General features: G+C 34.9%; 28 protein-coding genes and 1 pseudogene. 18 read left to right on the top strand and 11 right to left on the bottom strand.

Annotation, left to right across the window (positions count from 1 at the left end; genetic code table 11):
• The first annotated feature begins 7 nt into the window (after positions 1–7).
• From QW128_00285 to QW128_00275, 3 genes are read left to right on the top strand one after another with little or no spacing between them, the layout of a single operon-like run.
• Positions 8–556: a hypothetical protein gene (locus QW128_00285; GenBank protein ID MEM3832027.1), complete on the top strand. Its 549-nt coding sequence runs from the start codon at positions 8–10 to the stop codon at positions 554–556.
• The gene (locus QW128_00280) at positions 549–2,591 is read left to right on the top strand and encodes a minichromosome maintenance protein MCM (GenBank protein MEM3832026.1); all 2,043 of its coding nucleotides are present in this window, start codon (positions 549–551) and stop codon (positions 2,589–2,591) included. The genes QW128_00285 and QW128_00280 overlap by 8 nt, the downstream gene beginning before the upstream one ends.
• Positions 2,592–2,610: 19 nt before the next feature.
• Positions 2,611–4,770, top strand: coding sequence for a DEAD/DEAH box helicase (locus QW128_00275; GenBank protein ID MEM3832025.1), 2,160 nt, complete (start codon positions 2,611–2,613; stop codon positions 4,768–4,770).
• Here the strand turns inward: QW128_00275 and QW128_00270 are convergent.
• The 6 genes from QW128_00270 to QW128_00245 all read right to left on the bottom strand — a co-directional run bounded on the left by QW128_00270 (position 4,760) and on the right by QW128_00245 (position 10,138).
• Positions 4,760–5,263, bottom strand: coding sequence for a THUMP domain-containing protein (locus QW128_00270; GenBank protein ID MEM3832024.1), 504 nt, complete (start codon positions 5,261–5,263; stop codon positions 4,760–4,762). The two genes, QW128_00275 and QW128_00270, sit on opposite strands and share 11 nt — an antisense overlap.
• A gap of 9 nt (positions 5,264–5,272) precedes the next feature.
• A complete protein-coding gene (gene purB, locus QW128_00265; protein ID MEM3832023.1) occupies positions 5,273–6,613 on the bottom strand; it encodes an adenylosuccinate lyase in 1,341 nt (446 codons plus the stop codon).
• Positions 6,614–6,723: 110 nt separating this feature from the next.
• Entirely contained in the window at positions 6,724–7,533 is an 810-nt protein-coding gene (locus QW128_00260) for a hypothetical protein (protein ID MEM3832022.1), read from the bottom strand.
• Positions 7,487–8,830 (bottom strand): CCA tRNA nucleotidyltransferase, encoded by a 1,344-nt coding sequence (gene cca / locus QW128_00255; protein MEM3832021.1) that lies wholly within the window; start codon positions 8,828–8,830, stop codon positions 7,487–7,489. The genes QW128_00260 and cca overlap by 47 nt, the downstream gene beginning before the upstream one ends.
• Positions 8,831–8,838: 8 nt before the next feature.
• Entirely contained in the window at positions 8,839–9,396 is a 558-nt protein-coding gene (thpR, locus tag QW128_00250) for an RNA 2',3'-cyclic phosphodiesterase (protein ID MEM3832020.1), read from the bottom strand.
• Positions 9,397–9,772: 376 nt separating this feature from the next.
• Positions 9,773–10,138, bottom strand: coding sequence for a GNAT family N-acetyltransferase (locus QW128_00245; protein ID MEM3832019.1), 366 nt, complete (start codon positions 10,136–10,138; stop codon positions 9,773–9,775).
• A 360-nt stretch (positions 10,139–10,498) separates the two neighbouring features.
• Here QW128_00245 and QW128_00240 point away from each other — a divergent pair, with 360 nt between their 5' ends.
• The 6 genes and pseudogenes from QW128_00240 (at position 10,499) to rnz (ending at position 14,037) form a co-directional block, all read left to right on the top strand.
• A complete protein-coding gene (locus tag QW128_00240; GenBank protein MEM3832018.1) occupies positions 10,499–10,720 on the top strand; it encodes a hypothetical protein in 222 nt (73 codons plus the stop codon).
• A gap of 188 nt (positions 10,721–10,908) precedes the next feature.
• Positions 10,909–11,358, top strand: a pseudogene (locus QW128_00235) (50S ribosomal protein L15e).
• Positions 11,359–11,371: 13 nt separating this feature from the next.
• The gene (locus QW128_00230) at positions 11,372–11,818 is read left to right on the top strand and encodes a ribosomal protein L13e (protein ID MEM3832017.1); all 447 of its coding nucleotides are present in this window, start codon (positions 11,372–11,374) and stop codon (positions 11,816–11,818) included.
• An 11-nt stretch (positions 11,819–11,829) separates the two neighbouring features.
• The gene (locus QW128_00225) at positions 11,830–12,036 is read left to right on the top strand and encodes a hypothetical protein (protein MEM3832016.1); all 207 of its coding nucleotides are present in this window, start codon (positions 11,830–11,832) and stop codon (positions 12,034–12,036) included.
• A gap of 91 nt (positions 12,037–12,127) precedes the next feature.
• A complete protein-coding gene (locus QW128_00220) occupies positions 12,128–13,138 on the top strand; it encodes a hypothetical protein (protein ID MEM3832015.1) in 1,011 nt (336 codons plus the stop codon).
• Positions 13,135–14,037: a ribonuclease Z gene (rnz, locus tag QW128_00215; protein ID MEM3832014.1), complete on the top strand. Its 903-nt coding sequence runs from the start codon at positions 13,135–13,137 to the stop codon at positions 14,035–14,037. The genes QW128_00220 and rnz overlap by 4 nt, the downstream gene beginning before the upstream one ends.
• On the opposite strand, the gene QW128_00210 is transcribed toward rnz, so the two are convergent.
• The 3 genes from QW128_00210 to QW128_00200 form a co-directional block, all read right to left on the bottom strand.
• Complete coding sequence (locus QW128_00210; protein ID MEM3832013.1) at positions 14,034–14,483, bottom strand: RNA-binding domain-containing protein; 450 nt, start codon at positions 14,481–14,483, stop codon at positions 14,034–14,036. The two genes, rnz and QW128_00210, sit on opposite strands and share 4 nt — an antisense overlap.
• A gap of 1 nt (position 14,484) precedes the next feature.
• On the bottom strand, positions 14,485–15,042 hold the full coding sequence (locus QW128_00205) for an AAA family ATPase (GenBank protein ID MEM3832012.1): 558 nt from the start codon (positions 15,040–15,042) through the stop codon (positions 14,485–14,487).
• Positions 15,043–15,268: 226 nt separating this feature from the next.
• Entirely contained in the window at positions 15,269–15,853 is a 585-nt protein-coding gene (locus tag QW128_00200; GenBank protein MEM3832011.1) for a CBS domain-containing protein, read from the bottom strand.
• A gap of 236 nt (positions 15,854–16,089) precedes the next feature.
• On the opposite strand from QW128_00200, the gene thrC reads away from it, so the two are divergent.
• From thrC to QW128_00185, 3 genes are read left to right on the top strand one after another with little or no spacing between them, the layout of a single operon-like run.
• Positions 16,090–17,304: a threonine synthase gene (thrC, locus tag QW128_00195; GenBank protein MEM3832010.1), complete on the top strand. Its 1,215-nt coding sequence runs from the start codon at positions 16,090–16,092 to the stop codon at positions 17,302–17,304.
• A gap of 6 nt (positions 17,305–17,310) precedes the next feature.
• Complete coding sequence (locus QW128_00190; protein ID MEM3832009.1) at positions 17,311–17,592, top strand: MoaD/ThiS family protein; 282 nt, start codon at positions 17,311–17,313, stop codon at positions 17,590–17,592.
• A gap of 40 nt (positions 17,593–17,632) precedes the next feature.
• Complete coding sequence (locus tag QW128_00185; protein ID MEM3832008.1) at positions 17,633–18,685, top strand: HesA/MoeB/ThiF family protein; 1,053 nt, start codon at positions 17,633–17,635, stop codon at positions 18,683–18,685.
• Positions 18,686–18,842: 157 nt separating this feature from the next.
• Here QW128_00185 and QW128_00180 read toward each other — a convergent pair whose 3' ends face one another.
• A complete protein-coding gene (locus tag QW128_00180; GenBank protein MEM3832007.1) occupies positions 18,843–19,670 on the bottom strand; it encodes a SagB/ThcOx family dehydrogenase in 828 nt (275 codons plus the stop codon).
• Between the two features lie 50 nt (positions 19,671–19,720).
• On the opposite strand from QW128_00180, the gene QW128_00175 reads away from it, so the two are divergent.
• The 6 genes from QW128_00175 to QW128_00150 all read left to right on the top strand — a co-directional run bounded on the left by QW128_00175 (position 19,721) and on the right by QW128_00150 (position 24,041).
• On the top strand, positions 19,721–20,059 hold the full coding sequence (locus QW128_00175) for a hypothetical protein (GenBank protein MEM3832006.1): 339 nt from the start codon (positions 19,721–19,723) through the stop codon (positions 20,057–20,059).
• A gap of 84 nt (positions 20,060–20,143) precedes the next feature.
• Positions 20,144–21,373: a M20 family metallo-hydrolase gene (locus QW128_00170; protein ID MEM3832005.1), complete on the top strand. Its 1,230-nt coding sequence runs from the start codon at positions 20,144–20,146 to the stop codon at positions 21,371–21,373.
• A 90-nt stretch (positions 21,374–21,463) separates the two neighbouring features.
• Complete coding sequence (locus tag QW128_00165) at positions 21,464–21,736, top strand: LysO family transporter (protein ID MEM3832004.1); 273 nt, start codon at positions 21,464–21,466, stop codon at positions 21,734–21,736.
• Entirely contained in the window at positions 21,733–22,326 is a 594-nt protein-coding gene (locus tag QW128_00160) for a lysine exporter LysO family protein (protein MEM3832003.1), read from the top strand. Before QW128_00165 ends, QW128_00160 begins: the two co-directional genes overlap by 4 nt.
• Positions 22,327–22,389: 63 nt before the next feature.
• On the top strand, positions 22,390–22,737 hold the full coding sequence (locus QW128_00155; GenBank protein MEM3832002.1) for a 4Fe-4S dicluster domain-containing protein: 348 nt from the start codon (positions 22,390–22,392) through the stop codon (positions 22,735–22,737).
• Positions 22,738–22,742: 5 nt separating this feature from the next.
• Positions 22,743–24,041 carry an FAD-dependent oxidoreductase gene (locus tag QW128_00150; GenBank protein MEM3832001.1) on the top strand — a complete coding sequence of 433 codons (1,299 nt, stop codon included), beginning with the start codon at positions 22,743–22,745 and terminating at the stop codon, positions 24,039–24,041.
• Here the strand turns inward: QW128_00150 and QW128_00145 are convergent.
• Entirely contained in the window at positions 24,027–24,704 is a 678-nt protein-coding gene (locus tag QW128_00145; GenBank protein ID MEM3832000.1) for a protein-L-isoaspartate(D-aspartate) O-methyltransferase, read from the bottom strand. The genes QW128_00150 and QW128_00145 overlap by 15 nt on opposite strands.
• Between the last annotated feature and the right edge of the window lie 65 nt (positions 24,705–24,769).

The raw sequence follows: 24,769 nt of genomic DNA, 5'->3' as shown, positions 1-24,769 counted from the left end.
AAATAAAATGAGTTCAATTGAGGATACGTTTTTGCAAGCAAAGCTAGAGTTCGACCTATATCCTATTAAAGTTAAGATTACTAAACCCACGTGTAAACTTGAATTTGGTGGTATTTCAATTAATCCTGCTAACCCAGGTGAAGTTATTGAAGTGCCAAGAATTATAGCCGATGCTCTCCTGAAAGATGGATACTGCGAGCTTACTCAACCCGAAATAACCTTAGACGCCCTCAATAAAATAGTTTTTGCAGAAGAAAAGACCAAAGAACTTAAAAAATTAGACCCATATTTCTATCAAAAAACCAAGTGGATTCTTTCACTAATGGAAAAAGGATATATAAAGAGTTCAGAGCATGATATAAGAAGATATAAGCAACTCTTAACAGATCTAGAAGAGAGACGATTAAGAAAGATCTTAACGTTAATCCCTCTAAAAGAGGCCCCACAAATAACTGATAGATTAACTGTAGAGGAACAAAACTTCTACAATAAACTCGTGAAAATGATCAATCAATGGCGCATTAATTTAATGAGCGGGGGCGAATTAGATGACTAGCAAAGATGGTCTCATTATTTTATCACAAAAATATGAAGACTTTTTTAGATATTTTCAAGTAGGTGAAAAATATAAATACAGAGAACGAATTGAGGCAATGCCAGCAAAGAACGAGATCTCGCTAACAATAGACTTTATTGACTTGCTTAACTATGATAGAGAACTTTCACATGACCTTCTAGAAAATCCCGATAAACATATAGAAGAAGCAAGTGAAGCTATAAAACGAATAATCGCTACTTATGATGAAGATTATGCAAAGAGTATAAGAAAATTTTATCCAAGGTTCAAAGGGTTACCAGAAGAGAGTTATGTTGATGTCCGTAACATCAGGGCAAGACATGTAAACAAACTAATAGCTGTCGAAGGTGTTGTATCAAAAGTCAGTACAGTAAGGCATGTAATAATCGAAGGTAACTTAAGATGCCCAATATGCAAAACAGAGTTCAAAGTATTACGTGACGAGGATGGAAAAATCAGAACCTCAGGAAAATGTCCAAACCCAGATTGTGAATACGAAGGAAGAATGATATTGGTGAAGGAAAAATCAACACTAATGGATATACAGCGTATGTTTATACAAGAAAAACCAGAGGATTTGTTACCAGGACAATTACCCAGAAGTATAGAAGTGTTGTTAGCGGAGGATTTGGTTGATGTTGCACAACCAGGTAATAGAGTGATAGCTGTGGGTATAATTAGGATAGATAAAGAACGCATGAGTCAAGATTTATATTATAGTTATATAGAAGCAAATAGCATAGAAATAAGAGAAAAAAGCATAGAAGATATTGAAATTTTAAAAGAAGACGAGGAAAATATTTTGAAACTGGCAAAGGATCCTCTAATAATAGACAAGATTATCGACAGTATCACACCAAGTATTTATGGCTATAGACACGTAAAGGAAAGCATTGCATATCAACTTTTCGGCGGTGTACCAAAAACCACAGCAGATGGCACAAGAATACGGGGTGACATAAACATTTTACTAGTAGGAGATCCAGGCACAGGAAAAACACAGATACTGCGTTATGTAGCAAGCCTTGTACCAAGAGGGTTGTATACTTCAGGGAAAGGCTCAACTGCAGCAGGACTTACGGCAGCTGTTGTTCGTGATAAGGCAACCAATGAATTTTATCTTGAAGCTGGAGCATTAGTCTTAGCAGACGGTGGTATAGCATGTATAGATGAAATTGACAAGATGAAAACTGAAGATCGCTCAGCGATGCATGAAGCATTGGAGCAACAAACCGTGAGCATTGCAAAAGCTGGAATTGTTGCAACATTAAATGCAAGGACCTCTGTACTGGCTGCAGCAAATCCCTATTTGGGTAGGTTTGATATTAATAAAACTATAGCTGAGAATATTAACTTACCCGAAACGCTACTTAGCAGGTTTGACTTAATTTGGCCAATCAGAGATATACCTAGTCCTGAGCAAGACGAAGCTCTCTCTGAACACATACTATCTCTTCACCAAAATCCTGAAAGCAAATTAGGTTCTATCATTTCTTCCGATTTACTCAGAAAATACATAATATATGCTAGACGCTATATAAAGCCAAAAATAACCAGCGAAGCAAAAGAATTAATTAAAAACTTTTATCAGAATTTGAGGACTAGAGCTTTTTCTGGCGGTCCAATACCTATAACTGCAAGACAATTAGAAGCTATTATTAGATTAAGTGAGGCAAGAGCTAAAATGAGACTAAGTAACGTGGTTACTGCTGAGGATGCTCAGGCTGCAATAAATCTAATAAAGAAGATGTTAGAGGAGACATTATACGATAGAACAACTGGTATGTATGATATTGATATTATCTATACTGGAATGCCAAAAAGTAAAAGAGATCTTATATCATATATAATCAAAATAATAAAAGATGCTGGTGGTGAGATGGAGGAGGATCAGATTTTAAGTAAATTAGAAAACGAGCGTATACCTAGAGAGCAAGCTGAAGATATGTTAAAGAAACTGAAATCTGAAGGTACAGTTTACGAATCAAAACCAGGTTACCTTAAGTTAAGCTAATTGTTATGAGGTAAAAGAGATGAAGGTTGATGAACTAAAGATTTACGGCATACCTGAAAAAATTATTGAGATATTAAAATCAAATCAAATTAATGAACTATACCCACCACAAGTTAAGGCAATTAAAGGGGGAGCTCTAGATGGAAAAAATTTAGTTCTCGCTAGTCCTACTGCATCAGGAAAGACGTTGATTGCATTGCTTGCAGCATTTAAGCTCTTCCATGAAAAGGGTTTAAAAACACTTTATTTAACACCTCTCCGCGCTATAGCTTCAGAAAAATATGAAGATTTAAAGATGTACGAAAAAGGGGGCATTCGTGTTGCCATATCCACTGGCGATTATGATAGTTCAGATCCATGGCTTAAAGATTATGATATTATAGTTACGACCAATGAAAAAGCTGATAGTCTTTTAAGACATCACGCATCGTGGTTACATGATGTAGGATTAATAGTAGCTGATGAAATACATTTGTTAGATTCTATTGAGAGAGGACCAACATTGGAATTTCTTTTAACCAGGTTAAGAACAGAATTACCAGAAGCACAAATTATGGCGTTAAGTGCAACTATTGGTAATGCTAAAGAGATAGCTGAGTGGCTTAGTGCGAACTGCATAGAAAGTGATTGGAGACCTGTTCCTCTTAGAGAGGGTGTATATTATGATGGAACAATATATTACGATGACGGTGATGAGAAGAAAATACCTATTATTCATGAGTCTGGCGTGGTTAATTTGTCAATAGATACTTTAAGACATGGTGGACAAGCACTTGTTTTCACTAGTACAAGGCAGTCAGCTGTTAGGTATGCACACAGACATGAAGATGCGGTACCCAAATTTCTTACCAATGACGAGAAGAGAATATTACTAGAAGCCGCTGAAGCGCTGACTAAGATTTCTGAAGATAAAATTACATTAGACTTAGCAAATCTTATAAAAAATGGTGCAGCTTTTCACCATGCTGGCCTTTCTCACCACGCCAGAAGTATCATAGAAAAGTTATTCAGGGATAGGATTTTAAAAGTTATTTGTGCAACACCTACATTGGCTGCTGGTGTGAATGTTCCCGCTAGACGGGTAATAGTTGCAGAATTGTACAGGTTCAATATGAGAGAAGGTGTATCTGAAGAGATTCCTATTATGGAATATAAACAACTTGCAGGTAGAGCTGGAAGGCCAAAATATGATGAATACGGTGAAGCTATTATAGTTGCACCAGGTAGACTGCACGTAAAAAGATTACTGGATGAATATGTAAATGGTAGTATAGAGGATATAAGTTCAAAACTCGATAATGAATCTGCTATGAGATCTCATATTCTTTCGCTCTTTGCAACAGATGTTGTTTCAGATACTCAGTCCATGCATAAGTTTCTCTCAAAAACATTTTATGCGCATGCTGTAGGTTCGCAGCATGTACAACTGGTTGCTAATAGGATTTTACGATATTTAGTGTCGTCAGGATTTTTAGAAGAAAAAGAGAGGAAATTTACTGCAACCGCTTTAGGAAAACGTGTCGCAGAACTCTACATTGATCCAAGCTCAGCTCACACAATAATTAGTATATTATTAAAACATGAGAGTCTGACGGCGTTCGGTTATCTCTATACTATTGTTCTTACTGATGACATGCCAAAATTATCAGTAAATAAGAGAGAACTGAGAGTTATAATGGAGAAAGCTGAACCATATATTGATGAATTACCAGTAAGACTCAGTTACGATATATATGATGAGGATGATGCTAAATTAATAGCTTATGAACTGAAAACAGCTTTAATGCTAAACGACTGGATAAATGAGGTTAGAGAGGAGGATATAATAGATATGTATAATGTAGGTTCAGGTGATATATACAGTTATACTCAAACAGCACACTGGATAGGTTATGCAGCCTATGAACTTATGAAACTTCTTGATAAAATGGACCACGCTAAAATGTTAAACAAACTCTATAAACGTTTAGCGGATGGCGTAAAAGAGGAATTATTAGAGCTAGTCAGAATGCCTGGAATCGGCAGAGTAAAGGCTAGACTCCTCTATAATTATGGTTTCACGTCATTAGAAAAATTAGCAAGCGCAAAAGATTCTGAGATCTTAAAAATACCAGGCATAGGTCCAGAAACATTACGTTCTATTAGAAAATTCTTTGAGCAAAAAGAACTCATAAACTAAGTCCTTTTTTTCTAGCAAACAACAGATATAACTCAGGGTTAAAAATGCTAAGACCGGCCTTAGAACCCAATCCTTCAACGATTACTATATGATTAGGATTACGCAAATTCACACTCAGACCTAGTTCCTTAACAATTATTGTTCCTAAATAATCTTCTATAGTTTTTGCACTGATTTTACCTCTTTTTACTGCACGAACAGCAAATGTACCTTTATAATCTTTCATTAAATTACGCACTCCATTAGCTAGATCCTCTAACGTATTATTAACTATAAGCTGAAGGGGCATTACTTTCAGCGAATAAATCCTCTTATATCCTTTAAGATGTTTAGCTAGCGTATATATGTCACAATCTGCGTCTATTACAAAAACACCGCTTGAACTGAATATCGATGACCTTGATGCCGTAATTTCGTATGATAAAAATAAATCCATTATTTCATTGAATGCTCGTGTTTCTTTGCCAGGTTTGCTTGTAACAACTATTAACATTAATTTTCCCTATCTTTTACTTTTAAGCATAGTTACTACATTACTGACAATTTCCCTGCTATTTCCAATATAAGTATATGGATTGATCAGCACTTCTAGGCTGCTCTTATCTATTAACTTTGAAATTGTTGGATCACTTTCAAGTACTTCTCTAAACAATTTACCCTCTTTTATCGATTTAAAACTGAGATTTCTGACGATTTTATAAGCTTCCTGTCTGGGAACGCCTTTTCGGACTAATTCAAGCATTATACGTTCGGCCATTATTAATCCGTCGGTAAGTTCCAAGTTACGCTTTATATTTTTCTCGTTTATTTCAAGTTTTTTAAGAATGTTGTTCATTTGACGTAACATGTAATCCACGATCATAAAGGCATCAGGAATGATTATTCTTTCATTAGCTGAGTTCGTTAAATCTCTCTCATGTTCAAGTGAAATATTTTCAAGCGAAGGAATGACAAGAGCCTTTACATATCTTGCTAAGCTACAAATTCTTTCGCTTTTATTTGGATTTCTTTTATGAGGCATTGTGGATGAACCAGCTTGTTTCTCTTCAAATGGTTCAAAAACTTCAGCAACTTCAGTTCTTTGAAGATTCCTAATTTCCTTAGCGATTTTATCTAATGATGATGCTATTAATGCAAGCAACATGATAACTTCTGCATGCCTATCTCTTTGAACGACCTGATTAGAAATTGGCTCATAATTCAATCCTAACTCCTTCATGACTAACTCCTGAATCTTAATACCATGTTGGCTGAATCCAGCCATAGTACCAACAGCTCCACTCATCTTACCTACAACAGCTCTCTTTCGAACCTCATTTAACCTTTCTATATGTCTCTGGATTTCAGCAGCCCATAATGCAAACTTCATTCCATAAGTAATAGGAAGGGCGTGTTGTCCATGTGTTCGTCCAATACAAACTAGGTCCCTATGCCGTACTGCTAGATCAATTAATGTATCTCTTAAAGAAAACAGATCATCTTCTATTATAGATAAAGCATCACGTAATGCAAGAGCGAGTGCTGTATCTTCTATGTCATAGCTCGTTGCACCTAAATGCACATACTTACCTGCATCATTACACACTTCTGCTAATGCTTCGACCATTGCAAAAAGATCATGCTCATAAATATGTTCAAGTTCGCGCACTCTATCAGGTTTTACATACTTAAGTGAAGCTTTCGAAATAATAATCTCAGCTGCCTCCAAGGGGATATTCCCAACTAACGCATGTGCTTTTGCTAATGCTCCTTCAACCTTTAACCATCTTTCTAATTTTGCTTCCTCACTAAATACATATCGCATTTCAGGATACGAATACCGTGACAATATTGGATGCTCCATACCTACACAATAAAAACAATTACTAAAGTCTATTTAACTGTACTCATTTTAAGATTGTGCTTCCTTCACTACAAAACATAAGCTTGTCAAAGAGAACAAAGATTATTTCATTAAGTGTTCTCAAGATTGATTTCGTTATTAAATATTATATTTTTTATAACTAAAAACTGATCATACTCGGGCTTCTTTTTATATATTTTCAAATTTTCCTTCAGTTTTTGAAGTCTTAGATTGTTGAATTTAAATAACGATCGTATGCGCTCGGACATTACTGTTTTTTTAAAGAATACATGTCCTATAATTGCAGTTAAATTAGATGGCCTTCGTGAAAAACTTGCTGTTTCAAAATCGATTATTGTTGGATTGCATCTGTAAACATAGACATGTTTCTTTGGTGTAGAGAGCTCCCCATGATCAATTCCAATAAAATCCAATTTAAAACATTGTGAAAGCAATTTTTCAAGAGTTCTTGAAATGCATGTGAAAGACCCCTTCAATAAAATTTCATCAAGAGGGCGCCCTTTTACAAGTTCAACAGCAAGAAAATTCTTTGAATACAAGATTAATTTAGGACCCACACCAACGTTATTTACTAGCTGCAAGATTTTCGCCTCTTTTTCTAAGGAGTCTCTGTTTGAATCACAACGTAATATTTTTAATGCGACTACAGTATTATTAATTAATCCAAACGTCACAATACTAGTAGTGCCTTTACCTAAAACTTGTAGCCCACCATGAATTTCTACATGGCCACCAATACAGGGTCTTACACCTAACTCTTTTAGTTCAAGAATTTTTGTTCTGATGTCACAGTTTTCATTAGATGGATAACATATAAGCTTTAATAAGCGTGTATCATCAAAGCTTAAGGGCTCAATCTTTAAGCCACCATAAACTCTTGTCAATGAATTTTTTTGCATGAATTAATAATCCCCCATTAAGATTTAGTACCTGATAATCTATGTATATTTCAAACCCTCTCTTTAATTCTTCTGCAATATGTCTACTTAACGATGCGGCAAAGATTTTATTTTTCAAAAGAGTTAACAGGTCTGTTACATTTCTCTGTGAATAAGCATACAGTGTACTATCGCGTATCCACACATTCTCATGAGATGCTATGAACTGTTCACATGAATCACGCATGCTGATTGGTGGCCCTTTTACAATTTTTATTTTGGGTAATTTTAACTCTTTAACCTCATAAAATAATGCAATAATTTTGTTCTCATCACTCCAACATGTAGAATCAACAACCCTAAATTCATAGTTCTCCATTAAACGTGCAATACCTTTCATACTATGTTTTAGCTCTCCCCAGAGTATATCTGGTGGTACTTTAGGACAGTTTGCTACAATGACAACAATATGTGAACCTCGTTTCCTTAAGCTTGTGATCAATGATTTCTTGAGTATCCTTGGTTTAGGAGGAATAAAAAATTTCAAAGATGGTCTCTTTAATAGCTCTCTAGAAGCTTGTATGACAATTGACATGTTCTCTAGATTAACGGCTGATGCAACATTTCTTTTAGGATCAACAGGATCGATCACTACTAATGGATCATTAAATACGTTTTCATATTCTTTAGGCAGAACAGTTTTGTAAGGTATCCAATCGGCAGCATTTTTAATGAAATTTGGAAAGCCATTATAGAATACAGTTAACAGCTCAACAAGGTATCCACTAAACCCTTCCACCTTAATTTCAGCGCCATAAACACCTATATTCTTCATGAATAACTTCAAGATTCTCGCATGCAATTTTAACTCATCATTCAATGTAGATGAGAGATATCTTGAATGTAAAGGTGTTCTATCGGCTGCAGTAATTAGTTTACTTACATCACTTATCATTGCAGCAGGTACAACATCAACGAGAAAGCCATCAACATGTGCAGTAATGAATGGATGTTCCGCATAACGTTCTATATACTTAGGAAACGCAGATTTTGCAATCTCCAATCCCTCAGTGACTATCTTTTCCTTTCCAACTGATGGATCAAATAAGATAAAAACATCAATGTCTCTGTCACCTGGCAACCATGTATCATGTGCTATAGATCCATGCACCTCAACCTTTGCATTAATATTTCTTCGCTTAATCTCATCATTAAGTTTGTTGACAACTTTATTAATAGTAGTATTCACAAGGAAAATTTCATCCTCATTAGGAGCTACCTTATTCTTTAAATGTTTTATTATATCTTCGATATCCATGACAATCCCTATAATACTGCTTGGTAAACTTCTAAATCCTTATAGATAGGCCCTTTAGGTGTTAAGATACTTTGTTTAAACTGAAAGGCTTTAACAATAATTTGTCCAAAATCTTCATCCTTTAATTCATCTAAGACGTGAGGGAGTTCTTTGTTAGGATACTTCACTCTTGCAATAGTCAAATGAGGAGTGAATTCTTCCTCTTCTGATCTTATATGCAAATTTTTGAGAACTGAATTTATCATTGAATGTAGCTTCATCAGATTCTCAGCTCCCTCACTAACTCCTATCCACACTATTCTCGGTTTATGAAATGATGGAAAGGCACCAACACCTTTTAAATGAATGCTGAAAGGATTAAAGCTTACTGATCTTAACGAATTTTTAATAACTCCAACGAGTGATTGTTCAGTTTCACCGAGAAATCTAATCGTAAAATGCATGTTTTCTCTTTCAACTAATTTTAATGAACCATTAGGTAGTAAATCTTGTATTTTACTTATTTTATTTAATACATCTTCATCCTTCACATCCACAGCAATAAAACATCTTATTAGCTGCGACATGATAGTTCATATTATCTTAGTAAAAAAGGCATAATATATCTAATGCTGAACCTGATTGATTCTTCACATAACTGAGACTAAGATTCTTTGTCTCTTGTCTTTAAAACTCCATTATCAGGGTTTTAGGATAGATTGCCTATTAAGTAGATGTATGTTTCTTTTAAGTGTTTGAGAAAATAAATTAAATTTTTGACGAGTCAGGGAGGATACAACTCGGGACTTCTAGACTGAAGATTAATGTAATAAACATTGAACAAGTTATGCACTCATAGCAGAGGTTAGTTTCGACACAGTCTGGAACCCAATATAACAAAACATCAAACAGAAACAACAGAGAACCCCTTAAATTCAGCAATGAAGAGAGTCAATAAAATAGCTAGGTGCTCTTGTTTTTTTCACTTTCTAAGCGTTGCTTATAATATGCTTCAAGTTCTACATTATTCATTGATCTGTACTTATCTGCTAATAATCTACGTTTGTCGGGATTCTTGAGAAAATAGTAAACTGAATAACTACAGATTGGTTCTATCTTTAAATTTCTTTCTTCTGCGATCTGAGTAGCCCGTTCAACCATCATTCTAGCTAAACCCATGCCTCTGTACTCAGGTGGCGTATAAGTTTCTATTAATCGCATAATATCACCGTTAATATCATAAGATAAGTAAGCTTTTGAACCATTGGGAAGCCGTATATAGAAAACAGTATGTGTCTGCTCAACCTTAAACTCACTACTTTTCGACATTATAAAATCACCGAAATAGCTTTATTTTTTGGTGAAATATAAATATTTTTTACTCATTTAACAAAACACAAAAGAAAACTAAGAGAATTATTTATGATTCATTATTAATTGAATGACCTTTAATTGAGTATTGATTAAAACTCTTAAGTGCTTTATCTAATTCATTTGAAGCATCTGACCTCCTCTCCGCCCTAAAGAGGCGAGGCTTTCAGGTTATAAATTTCAGCACCATTTAATACATGCGAATATATTTTAAGGGGTATCAGAGCTGCAACAGACACTACTATCTTTTTCTCAAAAAACCCAGCTAATGAATGTAGAGTGTTCATGATTGTGCGAGGTTTTAAAGCAATTATTATTATGTCCGAATTTTTAATAACCTTTTCATTATCTAAGAATACATTAATATTCAATTTCTTAACATTTTCTGCAGATTTTAATGTTTTAACTGATGCTATGATGTCAGTAGAATTAATTCCAGCTCTTATAAGACCTTTTATTATAGCTTGTCCTAGCTTACCGGCACCTAAAACACCTATTTTAAGTGTGGACTGGAATCAAACCACCACACCAACTATCTAAAAATATACAAAGAATATAAAAATTTTATTTACAACGGAAAGCCCCACTTTTCAGGGAGGGAAGTTAGATGATACAAATGATGATCATCATACTTAAGAGAAGCATGGTAATGCATATGTGATGAGTATTTTATGGGATGCTTTAGTAAAGGTTAAATTGTAGGTGTTTCTTTAATTGGTGAGAGTAATATGGGCATGTATCATCAGATAGCAAAGTTATGGAAAAGAGTTAAGGAGGGACCGTTAGCTGAAGCATATCGTGAGAGATTAGTCTTATGGAGGCGTGAATCGACAGTCGTTCGTATCGAAAAGCCTACTAGAATAAATAGAGCTCGGGCTCTTGGTTATAAGGCTAAGCAAGGTTTTGTTGTTGTACGTGTGCGTGTTAGAAAAGGAAAGATGGAAAAAGAGAGACCTAAATCTGGCCGAAGACCTAAGCGTATGGGTACTGTGAAAATGACTGTAAAAAAGAGTTTACAATGGATTGCTGAGGAGAAAGCTGCTAGAAAGTTCCCAAACTTGGAGGTGTTAGGTAGTTATTGGGTTGGTGAGGATGGCAGATATAAGTGGTTTGAAGTAATAATGGTTGACCCATATCATCCGGCCATAATTAATGATAAAGATGTAAACTGGATATCGAGAGGTGTTGGTGTTGAGCAGTGAACCTGCTCAACTCATGACAGAAGCACCTAAACCAATTGTTTTAACTCCATTAGTTTGGAAAGGCAAATATAATATAGCTAGACAAAGGATCGGTAGAGGATTTAGTATTGGTGAACTTAAAGAAGCTGGGATTTCTAAGGAGCAGGCTATGTTATTAGGAGTTTACATTGATGTAAGAAGAAAAAGTGTTTATAAGGAAAATATTGATGCATTGAAACGTTTTCTTGAGGCCTATAAAGAAGGTAAAGTTTTAGTTGTTTCACGTAAAAAGTTAAGGGATTCTAGTCCTCAAAGTGGACGAGTTTTCAGAGGATTGACCCATGCAGGAAAAAAGTCGCGTGGAATTGTAAAATCCAGATATAAAGAGAGTCATAAAAGGAAATGGAAGATGGCTAGAAAACCTAGGAAAACTCCTTCGATGTACTATCATGGTTGATGGTGAAATCAATGGGTAAGATTGATAATGGTGTTCATTGCATGGTGAAAGGTTGCGCAAATGTAGCTGTAAGATCAATTTCGATAAATAATCTTGGTCCTATGATCTCTAAAGTGGAGCACGGCAGTACTAGACGCGTCTATCTTTGTGCTGAACACTATAAAGAGTGGAAAAAAATAAACAGAGATCGAATAAGACTTGAGCGTCTTAGATTTTAGATAATCATATTCTATGGAATATGTTATTTGGTAATCGTTTGATTTAGAAAAAAAATTAAAGAGAGTTTATCTTAAAGTTAAGTAGCTAGTAATGAGTTTAATAGGATTTCTTTTGATTGATGGGTATGATGGAATTCCTTTTGGCGAGCTCAAAGCGTTGTGTAATTCCAGTGGTCTTTCATATAACATTGTTGGTGTTTATGATAGAATAGTAATTATTAGATCAAGCAGCGAGTTGATCGATTATGTTGTGAAAAGGGCATCTATGGTTCGTTTGGGTGGTCTCATAATTTTTATTAGTAAACCAATTGTTAATGAAATAATTGAAATGATGAGAAAGACTACTTTATCGTTACCCGTTTCCAGTTTCTTAGTTAGGATAAAACGCGTTGGTGTTCCTAGGAACCAAGTTGATGTTGGTAAATTAGAGAGTATGTTAGGATCTGTAATCGCGTCTAAGGGTTTTAGTGTTGATTTGAATAAGCCCAAATATAAGTTCGTTGGATTATTTGGTCGTGATATATTTGTTTTATTGCTGGAGAGAGGTTCTGTTGACCGTGGAAAGTTTATGGAACGACGGCCTAGTAAAAGACCATTTTTCCATCCATCTGCTATGGAGACTTGGCTTGCTAGATCCTTAATGAATCTTTCTGAAGCTAGGGAAGATGATATTGTGGTGGATCCTTTTTGTGGAACAGGAGGATTGCTCATTGAAGGATGTTTGATGAATATTAGAATGATTGGCATTGATCTTAATTGGGAGATGTGTAAGGGTTCATTAAGAAATATTCGTTTTTATGGTTTGTGGAATGCTGATATTATTAGAGGTGATGCTGCCTATATTCCTTTGAGATACTTTTCAAAGATTGTTACTGACCCACCATATGGCAAGGATGCTTCTACGATGGGTAGATCGCACCAAGACTTGGTAAGGGAATTGCTTAAGCAGTCTTTTTCAGCTAGTAAGATTGTTTATGGATCTTTTAAAGGATCTAACGTTAAAGATATTGAGGATGAGCTTAAGTTTGTATGTAAGGATTCTTTTGAGATAAGGATTCATAGAAGTTTAACACGTAATATAAGAGTGGTGGAGCCAGGATGATAATATTAACGTTTTTAGGTACTGCTGCTAGTATTCCTGCTAAAGATAGATCGCTGCCTTCTATCGCTTTCAATATTGATGGTAATCTAATATTAATGGATGTTGGAGAAGGTACCCAGCGTCAAATGTTGTATGCTGGTTTAAGTCTACAAAAAGTTATGAAAATTTTAATAACTCACATGCACGGTGATCATATATTAGGACTACCTGGTTTAATTAGAACTATGGCTATGTTAGGTAGAAAGCAACCATTAGAAATTTATGGCCCTAAAGGTATAGCATCTTACATCAATTTGGTTATTGAGCCCGCTCTTCTAGAGTCTGAGTTTAAGATTCTTGTGTATGAAGTATCGCATGGCACTTCTATAATCGAAAAGAAGTATACCATTGAGGCTATTTCTGTAGATCACGGTGTTGAAGCCTATGGTTATATATTAAGAACTAATGATAGACCTGGCAAGTTGGATATGAATAAAGTTTTGAATTTGGGGTTAAAGCCTGGACCTGAGCTTAAAATGCTAAAAGAGGGAAAGAGTGTAAAAGTTGGCAATAAGATCATAAGACCTGAGGATGTTCTCGGGAGGCCATTGCACGGGTCAAGGATTATATATAGTGGCGATACATTACCTACTGAGAATGTTATTAAATCGTCTATGAATGCTGACATTTTAATCCATGAAGCTACATTTATTGAAGATGATGCTAATCTGGCAAAGGTTGCGTATCATACAACCGTGAAACAAGCAGCAAACATTGCCTTAAATGCTAACGTTGGATTGCTTATTTTGACACATATAAGTAATCGTTATCAAAACCTGGGTCTGATACTTAATGAAGCTCGCAGTACCTTTTATAATACGTTAATAGCTAATGATTTCTTAACACTTCACATAGCTTAAAATTTTTCTTGCATTTTTCGTTCAAGTTCTGCTTCTTGTCGTTGTGATTCTCTGCTTTTTGGTGCTATCCAATCTAAAAACTCATAAGAATTATTAGTTTCTACTGTTATAATAATTGGGCCTAATGCTGATTCTTTTTCAGGTGCAGAAAACGAGATCTTACCCATGTATGCTGCTTGTTTGTTAAGATAAAATTCTATAATGCCTTGCTTAAATTTTGACGCCGATTTAATTACTTTACGTGCAGCATCTAATATGTATGATTTTCTTATGAGTTCTTTAAGCTTCTGCAAACTATTAATATCACTACCAAAAGCTATAATGATTTTTCCATTTTCGCCTTCTATTATATCAATTTTTTCAGGAGTAAATACATTGTACAATGCTTTTAAAACTTTATTTTCATCTTCAGTAAATCTGGCCTCAACCTTTACTGTAATCTTCATCTTAATTAGCCTCCGTTATAAGTCTTATGAAAATTTTTTCAGCCATTTCTATCGTATCTTCTAAAGGTCCTTCATTTATTATCATGTAATCTGCTAAAGCTATTACAGAACCAATTCCAACCTCTAATTCTCTCAGATCTCTTAATTCAAATTCGTTTAATGTTTTCGGATCATCATGCCTTCCCCTCAATAATCCCCTCTGGAATCGTATCTTTGGAGACGCGTGAACCGCCACTATTTGAACACTTCCGAAATGTGATCTAAAATAATTAATTTCATAGAGGCTTCTAACACCTTCAACAATTACTACATTACCATCAATCTCTTCTATAGTTTCTGAACATAATTTCGCCACAGCATCTGGTCCCATTTCTTCTCTGAGCTTTAACATAAACTTACCTATCGATTCTCCATCAAATTTTATACCTCTCTTTAGCGCTTCACGTCTTACAGCCTCTCCCATACTAATTACAGATAATCCCAATCGTTCTGCAACTTTAGACACCTCAGTCTTACCAGCTAGAGGCATACCTGTTATTGCTATAATACGTTTCTTCATTTGCGCCCACAAATCAAAACTCAGTATGTGCTAAAATAGTTTCACTCAACAAAAGAGCTATGACTTTTTGACATTCTTCTTACTCTAAAGATTCGAGACAAACTCAATGAAAGCAAAAGTCAAGCTTTTCGTCGAATTTTTCTGTATAATGTACTTGAGTACTTTTAAATTAATGAACGTGGAATTATAATAAAGCTTTAAAGACAAGGAATAAAGAATCCCAGTTTCAACTGTGGAGAGAATTAATTTCCATAACTTTTAGTACATCAGCCTTTGTTATTATTCCCACGATTTTACCTTTATCCACTACTAAAACTGCGTTAAACATTTGAAGAAGAGTGTTGATGACCGATGAGGGGGTTTTTACTGGAACTTGTGGGAAAGGCTCATCCATCACATCACAAACGCGGATGTTAGAGAGCTCTTCCATTTTTAAACCTTTTGATAAAAGGTTCATTATATCCTTTTCAGATATACTGCCGACTAAACGTCCTTTACTGAAGACTGGTAACTGTGAAAAACCATGCTTTAACATTATTTGAGATGCCTTGATAACCTTATCATTAGATTTAACACCAACAACCTTCTTATTCATTATATCACCGGCTTTAATGTTTGCTTTAAAGACTTTTTCTTCAAGATTTTCTAACGTATCGAAAATGATTTTTGCTTTCGAATATGATGGAACAATCTTGCCGGATTCAATTTTTGCAATAAGCGATTGACTTACTCCAGATAATTTCGCTAACTCTCTCTGAGTTAAACCCAACTTTTTCCTAAGCTTTATGATTTCTAAAAGCTCTGGTAACATTGATATTTATTATTAGGCTCAAAATTTAAGCTTAATTTTAAAAATGTTTTATTTATATAAAAATCGGCAATGTTCATTACTAAGCCATGCATTATGCGAATGTTATTTTATTATATTATTCTTAAATATTATTATTTGAAATCTAGATGAAACAAGCATGAGCTATTCTTTTCGGAATATTTTTTTCAAACAAAATTATTAGCATTAATTTAATTGCAATACATCAGGTGGATTTAATGAGTTTCAAATTACAATGTAGAGAGTGTGGAACAACTTACGAACCAGAAGTGCGATTCGTGTGTGAGAAATGTTTAGGGCCTTTAGAAGTAGTATACAATTTTAAGGATATAAAATTCTCGATTGATGATCTAAAAAATAGAGAAAAGAATATGTGGAGATATAGAGAATTCTTACCAGTTAGGGCGATACCAGAACAATTTATCGATATAGGTTTTACTCCACTTTATAAATCATCAAGATTAAACCAGCTAATAGGCTTGAAGGAATTTTACATCAAAAACGATACATTGAATCCCACTGGTTCGTTCAAAGATAGACCTGCATCAATTGCAGTAATTAAGTCCTTAGAATTTAATTTTAAAGCTATTGGAACATCGTCTACAGGCAACTTAGCAGCAGCAGTCGCAGCATTATCAAGTAGAGTCGGATTACCATCGTTTGTCTTAGTTCCGAGTGATACTGAACTGAGCAAGATAATCCAAGCGATAACCTATGGAGCCAATGTACTTTTAGTAAACGGAAACTATGACGAATTAAACTTTTTAACATTGCAGTTGGCAGAGAATGGGCTTTATGGATTAGCAAACATAAATTTAAGGCCTTATTATACAGAAGGATCAAAAACATTGGTATATGAAATCGCAGAACAGCTTAATTGGTCATTGCCAGATAAAATTATCGTACCAATGGCTAGTGGGGCTCTTCTTTACATGATATGGAAAGGGATAAATGAGTTAAAATCACTTAATCTCATTGACAATAAAAAAGTATCTCTAATAGGTGTTCAGCCTCAAGGTTGTTCACCAATAGTCTCGGCTTACAAAACTGGACAGATTAGTATTAGTGACTGTAAGACAATAGCTAAGAGTTTGGCTATTGGTATTCCGGCTGATGGTCGGTATGCAATAAGAGCTATTAAAGAAAGCGAGGGACTAGCTGTTGATGTTACTAACGAAGAAATAGTGAACGCGATGAAAATCTTAGCAAAATATGAAGGTTTGTTCGCAGAACCTGCTGGCGCAATAACAACAGCAGCATTAATAAAATTAATTAATAATGGTATTATCGAGTATGATGAACAGGTTGTCTGCTTGATGACAGGTTCAGGGTTTAAGTCACTTGAGATCTTCGAGCAAGAAGCAATGAAATTAAAAGCTAATCCGATAGAAGCTAATTTACAAGTTATTGAAAGCAGAATAGCAAAGTGGTGACGTTAGATGGTTAATGTAAGGGTAAAACTCTACTCAATCATAGCACAAAAGGTGAAAGGAAGCATGATTATTAATATGGATGCAAACAAAGTTAAAGATGTAATAAATAAATTAATAGATCTTTACGGTGTGACGCTAAGAGACTTAATATTAGATGAAAACCAACAAATAAAACCAACAATCGGTGTTTTTGTGAATGGTAAAAATATCCAAACACTCAATGGTACTGAAACAAAGTTGAATGAGAATGATGAGGTTTACATATTACCAATAGCAGTAGGTGGATAAAAAAATAAGTCTAGTTTAACATATAAACTGGGGAATAACTTTGCTGAGTGACGAGGAAATTGATGAGTACTCAAGACAAATCGTATTACAAGATATAGGTTTAATTGGACAAGAAAAGATAAAGAATGGAAAAATTGCACTAATAGGAGTTGGAGGGTTAGGAAGTCCAGCAGCAATACTTCTAGCATCCATGGGGTTAGGATATTTAAAAATTGTAGATAGAGATGTTGTCTCAAAAACAGATCTGCACAGACAACCGCTCTATACTAGAAAAGACGTAGATAGACCAAAGGTCGAAGTAGCAGAAAAAAGATTAAAAGAGATGAACCCAAGAATGGAAATAGAAGCAATAGCTGAGCCTCTTACGGAAGAAAATGCCGAGAATATAATCAAAGACGTAGATGTAGTTCTAGATGGTTTAGATAATTTAAGAGCAAGATACATAATAAACAGAACGATAGTAAAATTGAAAAAACCATACATATTTGCTGCAGCATTAGAAATGTATGGAAATGTCACAACTATAATCCCAGGAGAGACAGCATGCTTAGAATGTTTTTACGGTGGAATTTATGATGAGAGCACATTGCCTAAATGTGCAATCGTAGGAGTGCACCCAAGTACAACATTCATAGTAGCAAGCATAGCAGTCTCGGAAGCTTTGAGAATAATAATGAACCAAGAACCAATGCTAAAAAACAAACTCATGTACATTGACCTAAGAACAATGGATTTTGTAACGCTTAATATTAACAGAAACGAAAAATGTCCTGTGTGCGGAATAAACCCAGAAAAGAAACCTGAGCCTATAAAAATAGAAGAAATTGAGGCAAGTTGTGCACGAGATGGTTCAGGTGTATACTTCGTAAATAAAATAATTAAAAACGTAGACCTATCTAGAATAAAAGAAAGAGGGATCAAAGAGGGATGGAAACCATTATTAACTAGTAACTTAAGCATAACATTCAACGTTGAAGAGGGTTTTGACGTAACATTACTAAAAAGTGGGACACTTATAGCAAAAGTTAGAAAAGTTGACCAGCAAACAAAGGAAAAAATACTGACAACATACAAAAGACTCATCAACGTCTGAAAATAAAACACCTACACAAGAGATGATGTTAAGCTTATTGATAATTTATTATTCCATCCTAAAAGAACGAGATTTTCAGTTGAAGCATCTTTTAGATCAGCATTAAGCACTAATTTTTAATTATTTTATTTACGAAGCAAAAATTTGTTTCAAATTTTTATCGATGTTTGCTATAAAAGTTTTTAAGTTCCTCTTGTGATAATCTGTGCCTCCACAATGGAACACCCAATGGCATTATATATAATGGTTCCTCATACTCAGGCAATCCTATAATCTTTCTTACATCGTCATCATGAAAAGCACCTATTGCAACTGTTCCTAGAGATAGCGCTGTTGCCTGAAGATAAATATTCTGACCTACGTGTCCTAGATCCATGTGGACGTACCTAATTCTTCCTCTTTCACCATATCGTTGTGTTGTTCTTTCATAAATAGCTGTTATAACAATGCTTATTGGTGCTTTTCTTACCCATTCTTGTTCTAACGCAGCTTTATAAAGATCCTCTCTAAAATCGCCTGGTCTAATGAGTTCAAGTGCGTGAGTTTGCACATTGTAATGATAGATCCCAGCAGCTATGTATTCATCATCAGAAATTACACCATTGGAAGAGACCATTACATAAATTTCTAGAGGATAGCATGCACCTGCGCTCGGAGCTGTTCTTAGTCCCCACCTTACTTCGCTTATCCCATAAGCAGCCCAAAGTATTTGGGACAGTTTTTCTAATGGTACTGGATCACCAGTATACTCTCTAATGGATCTTCGTGAAGCTAGGGCCTCCTCAACACTCATCATTCCAATCAACGTTGGAAATGGTAATATAATTTTATTTGTATTCTCAATTTTTCTTGAAACATAATAAGTTTTGTAATACACTTTTGCTCCAGTATAAGCACCTAAACCTAAAGCTATCATTACTGAACCAATAAACCTACTTAATGGTGAAAGTAACAAAAGTTTTAGAAGAGTTCTTCTTTTTTCCACAAATTTAATAGGGTAAACAAGTTTATAAACTTAGCACCTATAAAAATCTCATGAGGAAAATATACGTGGCAATTCTAGACCTCACATCGTTTCCATTAATTATAGGGGCTTATTTAATCCTTATATCAGGTTATTGTCTTACAAAAACCAACATCGTTAAACAATTGACACTAGGATTGCTAGAGGATATAAAAATATGCAGCATACTGCATTTAGAAGAACTACAAATTATAATTGCAATACTTGCTTTAATTCATACAGTTGCAGGTGTTAATGTAATGCTACACAGATTTATTAAAAATAAATTATTATTAGATCTTAGCGAAGTGATTGTGTTAATAATAGGTTTAATGTTCATGATACAGATAATACTCATTTTCATGCTGTGAGCCCTCTTGCTAATCTTCCTAAACTTTAAGTGTTTCCTTTATGTTTATTTAGAGGTATTTTGTTATCGTGTTTTGGTGTTTAGTTTGAACAACGTAATTACAAAGATCGATAAGAAAATTAATGATTTATTAAATTCCACACTGGAGGAGTTTATCCAAATACTTAATATAAAAGCTGTTAATCCTTCCATGGGAGGAAATGGTGAATATGAGCGAGCATTAGTTATTCAAAAAATTCTTGAAAAGTATAATTTTGATGAGATAAAACGATATGATGCCAAGGATGAGAGAGTTACAGAAGGTATTAGACCTAATATTGTGGCGCGCATTAGAGGTAATGATGTTTCGCATACTCTTTGGTTACTAGCACACATGGATACTGTACCTGAAGGTGATAGATCATTATGGGATGCCGATCCGTTTAAACCTATTATAAAGGATGGAAAAATTATTTGCAGGGGAGCAGAAGATAATGGTCAAGCAATAGCATCAATTCTTCTTGCCACAAAAACTCTTTTAGAACTTAATATAAAACCATCAGTAAATTTAGGCTTAGCATTCGTATCTGATGAGGAAGCTGGAAGCGTCTATGGTGTGCAGCATCTTATCGAGCATAATGTATTTAATAAGGGAAGCATAGTTATTGTTCCTGATGCTGGGAGTCCTGATGGTTCCATGATAGAAGTAGCAGAAAAAGGTATACTCTGGTTCAAAATCACAACGCGTGGAAGACAAGCCCATGGAAGCATGCCTCACAAAGGGCTTAATGCGCACAGGATAGGGATGAAATATGCACTAGAATTGGATGAAATATTTCATAACAAATATACCACAAAAAATCAACTTTTTGATCCACCTGAATCAACTTTTGAACCTACTAGGAAGGAGAAGAACGTGGATAATGTTAACACGATACCAGGAACGGATGTTATATATTTCGATTGCAGAATTTTACCAGAATATAATATAGATGATGTACTCTTAACAATGAATAAGCTCAAAGTAGAATATGAACAAAAACATAACGTTAAGATTGATATCGAGATAGTTCAACGAAACGATCCAGCTCCACCAACACCTGGTGATAGTGATGTTGTAAAGAGATTAAGTTCAGCCATAGAAATGCTTAGAGGTTTTAAACCAAAGCTTATGGGCATAGGTGGGGGAACTGTAGCTGCATTCTTTAGAAAACAAGGAATACCTGCAGCAGTATGGAGCACATTAGATGAAGTTGCACACCAACCTAATGAATACTCGAAAATTGGGAATATAGTTGCAGACGCCAAAGTTTTTGCATTAGCATCGATAATATAAATTAAACTAAACAGGGGCACGTTGAATGAAAATATTTCAAAAATACAACTTTAAATATAAAAAATAAATCGTACATTAAAGGTGAGGATTATGGATTATTTCGTATTGAACATAATCATGATCTTGTTTTTAGGATTTGTTGTTGGTCGTATTATGAGGCATGCACATTTACAGATAAATGCCGATAAATACCTAATATTTTTTGTTGCTGCATTACTTTTTCTTATAGGTGTTAAATTAGGCAACAGTGAAATGGTTATTCAGAGTCTTACGCTCTTAGGACTTGAATCTTTAGTATTAGCTTTAGTATCAATTTTAGGAAGCGCCATAGTAGCGTATATCATCACGAGGTATATAAAATGATTAAAGTGGCCATCATATCTTTAATGATAGGATTTTTGATTGGACGATTAATTCATTTCAGCGACACTTTTTTAATAGATAATTTAGAGACAATAGCACTTTATGGTTTAATATTTATTATTGGTCTTGGTATAGGTATTGATAAAAGTCTGTCAAAGAAATTTAAAGAACTAAGCTTAGAAACTTTAATAGCACCTATATCATCAATCATAGGAACTTTAACGTTCGGATTTCTTATAGGTTATATTTTAGGGATTCAACCAAAAGTAGCACTCTCTATTGTAGCGGGATTTGGTTGGTACACATTTACCGGCCCTGTTCTCTTTAGACTTCTCGGTGTTGAAGCTGGGATACTAGGTTTTCTTTCTAACCTTTTTAGAGAACTTTTCACTATGATACTTTCACCTATTTTAGGTAAAAAATTTGGAGCAACCACTATAATAGCGAGTGGCGGTGCTACGTCTATGGATACAACACTTCCATTTGTTATACGCTACTCTGGGATAGAAAATTCATTACCATCAATAATAAGCGGAACTTTACTCACATTTCTTGCTACATTATTAGTGCCATTTTTTGCATCGCTTTAATTTAAAGTATTCATATAATTTGTTTAAAATTTATATAAATTATTGTTTAATGCATGAATCATTATGTCAAAAATATATACTACATCGCGCTATTCATTTGTGGTGTTTAATTTGTCTGAAGTATCAAATCTCATTGCTAAAGTAGAAGAAAAACTTGGGCTAGTAACTTATGAGATTGACACAAAATCACATATCGAAGTGAAAGATTTAGAAGTCTGTAAAAAATGTAAAGCAAAATGGTGTATTCATCTCTGTCCGGCTAAAGTTTATGAACCGAAAGATGATGGAACAATAACATTTAATTATGAAAATTGCATTGAATGTGGTGCTGCACCTTACATTTGTCCCTATGGCAACATTAAATGGGTTCCTCCACGCGGAGGAAAAGGTATCATGTACAAGTATGGGTGATTGAAATGGGATTTGAGAAATTTGATGCCATAGTTGTTGGCGCTGGAGTTGCTGGCTTATCTGCAGCTTACGTCATGGCTAAAGCTGGTCTTAACGTACTTGTGGTTGAACGAGGACATAAACCTGGATCAAAAAATGTGGTCGGTGGACGTCTATACACTCACAGCATTAAAAAGATTTTTCCAAATTTTCCTGATGGAGCGAACGTAGAAAGGCCTGTGACCAAAGAACTATTTGGCCTCATATGGAAGGATGCAACAATTACTTTTGAGTTTTCTGATAAATCTCTAGTTAATGAAAGACATAGTTATACTGTTCTGAGGGCTAAATTTGATGCATGGTTTGCTAGTGAAGTAGAAAAGGCTGGGGCACTAATAATAACTGATCAAAGAGTTGATAACCTTATAATTGAAAATGGATTCGTAAAAGGTATAGTATCTGGTGGTGATAAGGTTCCATCGGACATGGTGATAATAGCCGAGGGTTGTTCATCAATACTCACAGAACAGGCAGGTTTAAGAAAACCATACGACTCAAGCGATTTTCTCTTAGGAATAAAACAGGTTGTAGAGTTGCCAAAGAACATTATTGAAGAAAGATTTGGACTGACTGGAGATGATGACGGAGCAGCGCAACTTTATTTTGGTGATTTTACTCATGGAATTGCTGGAGGCGGTGTATTATACACCAACAAAGATACTGTTTCAGTCTTAATAACAATAAAACTCGATTCAGCAATAAATAAAATAGCAGAGGGCTCAGCCATAGATTCCCATGAAGTACTGAACAAATTTATCTCAACGCCACCAATATCAAGATTATTAAGAGGTGGTAAGGTTGTAGAATATTCAGCAAAACTAATACCAGAATTATCAAAATCTCACAGACCCAAACTTTATGGTAATGGTGTTATGGTGGTAGGCGATGCAGCTGGTCTAATAATAAACTCAGTATTTAACCTACGAGGCATGGACCTGGCAATTACCTCAGGAATTGCTGCAGGTGAAACAGCGATCAAAGGTAAAGAAATCGGTAAATTTGATGCAGAAACTCTTTCCTTATATCAGGAAAAAATGAAAGAAACACTAAAAGAAATTGATATGTTCTCCGGAGTTTGGCGTATTATGGAAAACCCACGTCTATACAAAGAATATCCTGAGATTATTATTGAGATACTCAGAGACCTTACAACAGTGGGAATTTATCCTAAAGCTAAGCTAATGTCTACAATACTTCGTCATTTGAAAGGCGTCTCGACATCAAATCTCATAAGAGACCTATTAATTACGTTAGGTTCCATATGAGATACCTTTTAGTCCTCTAAGTGGGACAAAAGCAACAGCTCCTAAACTTTTTATATGAACTTTTCCCTCGGCATCCTTATGAACTAACATTAGCTCTTGATAAAAATCTGGTGTTCCAACAGGTATAACTAGTCTACCACCATTCTCTAACTTTCCAACAAGCTCTTCAGGAATATGAGAAGCCGCAGCAGTAACAATTATTGCATCAAAATTTCCCCTTAAAGGAGGCTCTATACTTCCATCTGCAACTATCACATCAATAAACATTCCATAGCCTAACCTCACTATGTTTTTCCAAGCCCTTTTAGCTAAATACGGTGAAATCTCTAGTGTTATTACGATTCCAGGTTCCTGAGAACATACTATACTTGAGTAAACAGAAGCCATGTAACCCGAACCAGTACCTATTTCTAAGATTCTCATACCAGGTTTTAACTCAGCATATTCACACATCATAGCAGTCATATGTAATGCAGATACAGTCTGCCCCTCTCCTATGGGAATCGGTGTGTCAACATATGCATAATCCTTGTACTGAGGAGGCACGAATTCCTCCCTTGGAATTTTAAGCATAGCCTCAAGTACAATCTTCCGTTTAATAAACCCCTCCTCATAAAGACCCTTAATTACTTTTTCAGCTTTTTTACGTAAATTATTGTACATCTATCTCTCTAATTTAAACTATCATCCAGTAGTATATATATTCTAACACATGAAAATAACATCAA

The sequence above is a fragment of the Thermoprotei archaeon genome (assembly GCA_038881895.1).
Taxonomy (GTDB): domain Archaea; phylum Thermoproteota; class Thermoprotei; order Gearchaeales; family WAQG01; genus JAVZOV01.
This window is presented reverse-complemented; position numbering and strand designations above follow the sequence as displayed.

Coding starts and splice junctions, on each gene's coding strand:
- QW128_00285 (MEM3832027.1), top strand. CDS start 8: ATGAGTTCAATTGAGGATACGTTTTTGCAAGCAAAGCTAGAGTTCGAC.
- QW128_00280 (MEM3832026.1), top strand. CDS start 549: ATGACTAGCAAAGATGGTCTCATTATTTTATCACAAAAATATGAAGAC.
- QW128_00275 (MEM3832025.1), top strand. CDS start 2,611: ATGAAGGTTGATGAACTAAAGATTTACGGCATACCTGAAAAAATTATT.
- QW128_00270 (MEM3832024.1), bottom strand. CDS start 5,263: ATGTTAATAGTTGTTACAAGCAAACCTGGCAAAGAAACACGAGCATTC.
- purB (MEM3832023.1), bottom strand. CDS start 6,613: ATGGAGCATCCAATATTGTCACGGTATTCGTATCCTGAAATGCGATAT.
- QW128_00260 (MEM3832022.1), bottom strand. CDS start 7,533: ATGCAAAAAAATTCATTGACAAGAGTTTATGGTGGCTTAAAGATTGAG.
- cca (MEM3832021.1), bottom strand. CDS start 8,830: ATGGATATCGAAGATATAATAAAACATTTAAAGAATAAGGTAGCTCCT.
- thpR (MEM3832020.1), bottom strand. CDS start 9,396: ATGTCGCAGCTAATAAGATGTTTTATTGCTGTGGATGTGAAGGATGAA.
- QW128_00245 (MEM3832019.1), bottom strand. CDS start 10,138: ATGTCGAAAAGTAGTGAGTTTAAGGTTGAGCAGACACATACTGTTTTC.
- QW128_00240 (MEM3832018.1), top strand. CDS start 10,499: ATGTCCGAATTTTTAATAACCTTTTCATTATCTAAGAATACATTAATA.
- QW128_00225 (MEM3832016.1), top strand. CDS start 11,830: ATGGGTAAGATTGATAATGGTGTTCATTGCATGGTGAAAGGTTGCGCA.
- QW128_00220 (MEM3832015.1), top strand. CDS start 12,128: ATGAGTTTAATAGGATTTCTTTTGATTGATGGGTATGATGGAATTCCT.
- rnz (MEM3832014.1), top strand. CDS start 13,135: ATGATAATATTAACGTTTTTAGGTACTGCTGCTAGTATTCCTGCTAAA.
- QW128_00210 (MEM3832013.1), bottom strand. CDS start 14,483: ATGAAGATTACAGTAAAGGTTGAGGCCAGATTTACTGAAGATGAAAAT.
- QW128_00205 (MEM3832012.1), bottom strand. CDS start 15,042: ATGAAGAAACGTATTATAGCAATAACAGGTATGCCTCTAGCTGGTAAG.
- QW128_00200 (MEM3832011.1), bottom strand. CDS start 15,853: ATGTTACCAGAGCTTTTAGAAATCATAAAGCTTAGGAAAAAGTTGGGT.
- thrC (MEM3832010.1), top strand. CDS start 16,090: ATGAGTTTCAAATTACAATGTAGAGAGTGTGGAACAACTTACGAACCA.
- QW128_00190 (MEM3832009.1), top strand. CDS start 17,311: ATGGTTAATGTAAGGGTAAAACTCTACTCAATCATAGCACAAAAGGTG.
- QW128_00175 (MEM3832006.1), top strand. CDS start 19,721: ATGAGGAAAATATACGTGGCAATTCTAGACCTCACATCGTTTCCATTA.
- QW128_00165 (MEM3832004.1), top strand. CDS start 21,464: ATGGATTATTTCGTATTGAACATAATCATGATCTTGTTTTTAGGATTT.
- QW128_00160 (MEM3832003.1), top strand. CDS start 21,733: ATGATTAAAGTGGCCATCATATCTTTAATGATAGGATTTTTGATTGGA.
- QW128_00155 (MEM3832002.1), top strand. CDS start 22,390: ATGTCAAAAATATATACTACATCGCGCTATTCATTTGTGGTGTTTAAT.
- QW128_00150 (MEM3832001.1), top strand. CDS start 22,743: ATGGGATTTGAGAAATTTGATGCCATAGTTGTTGGCGCTGGAGTTGCT.
- QW128_00145 (MEM3832000.1), bottom strand. CDS start 24,704: ATGTACAATAATTTACGTAAAAAAGCTGAAAAAGTAATTAAGGGTCTT.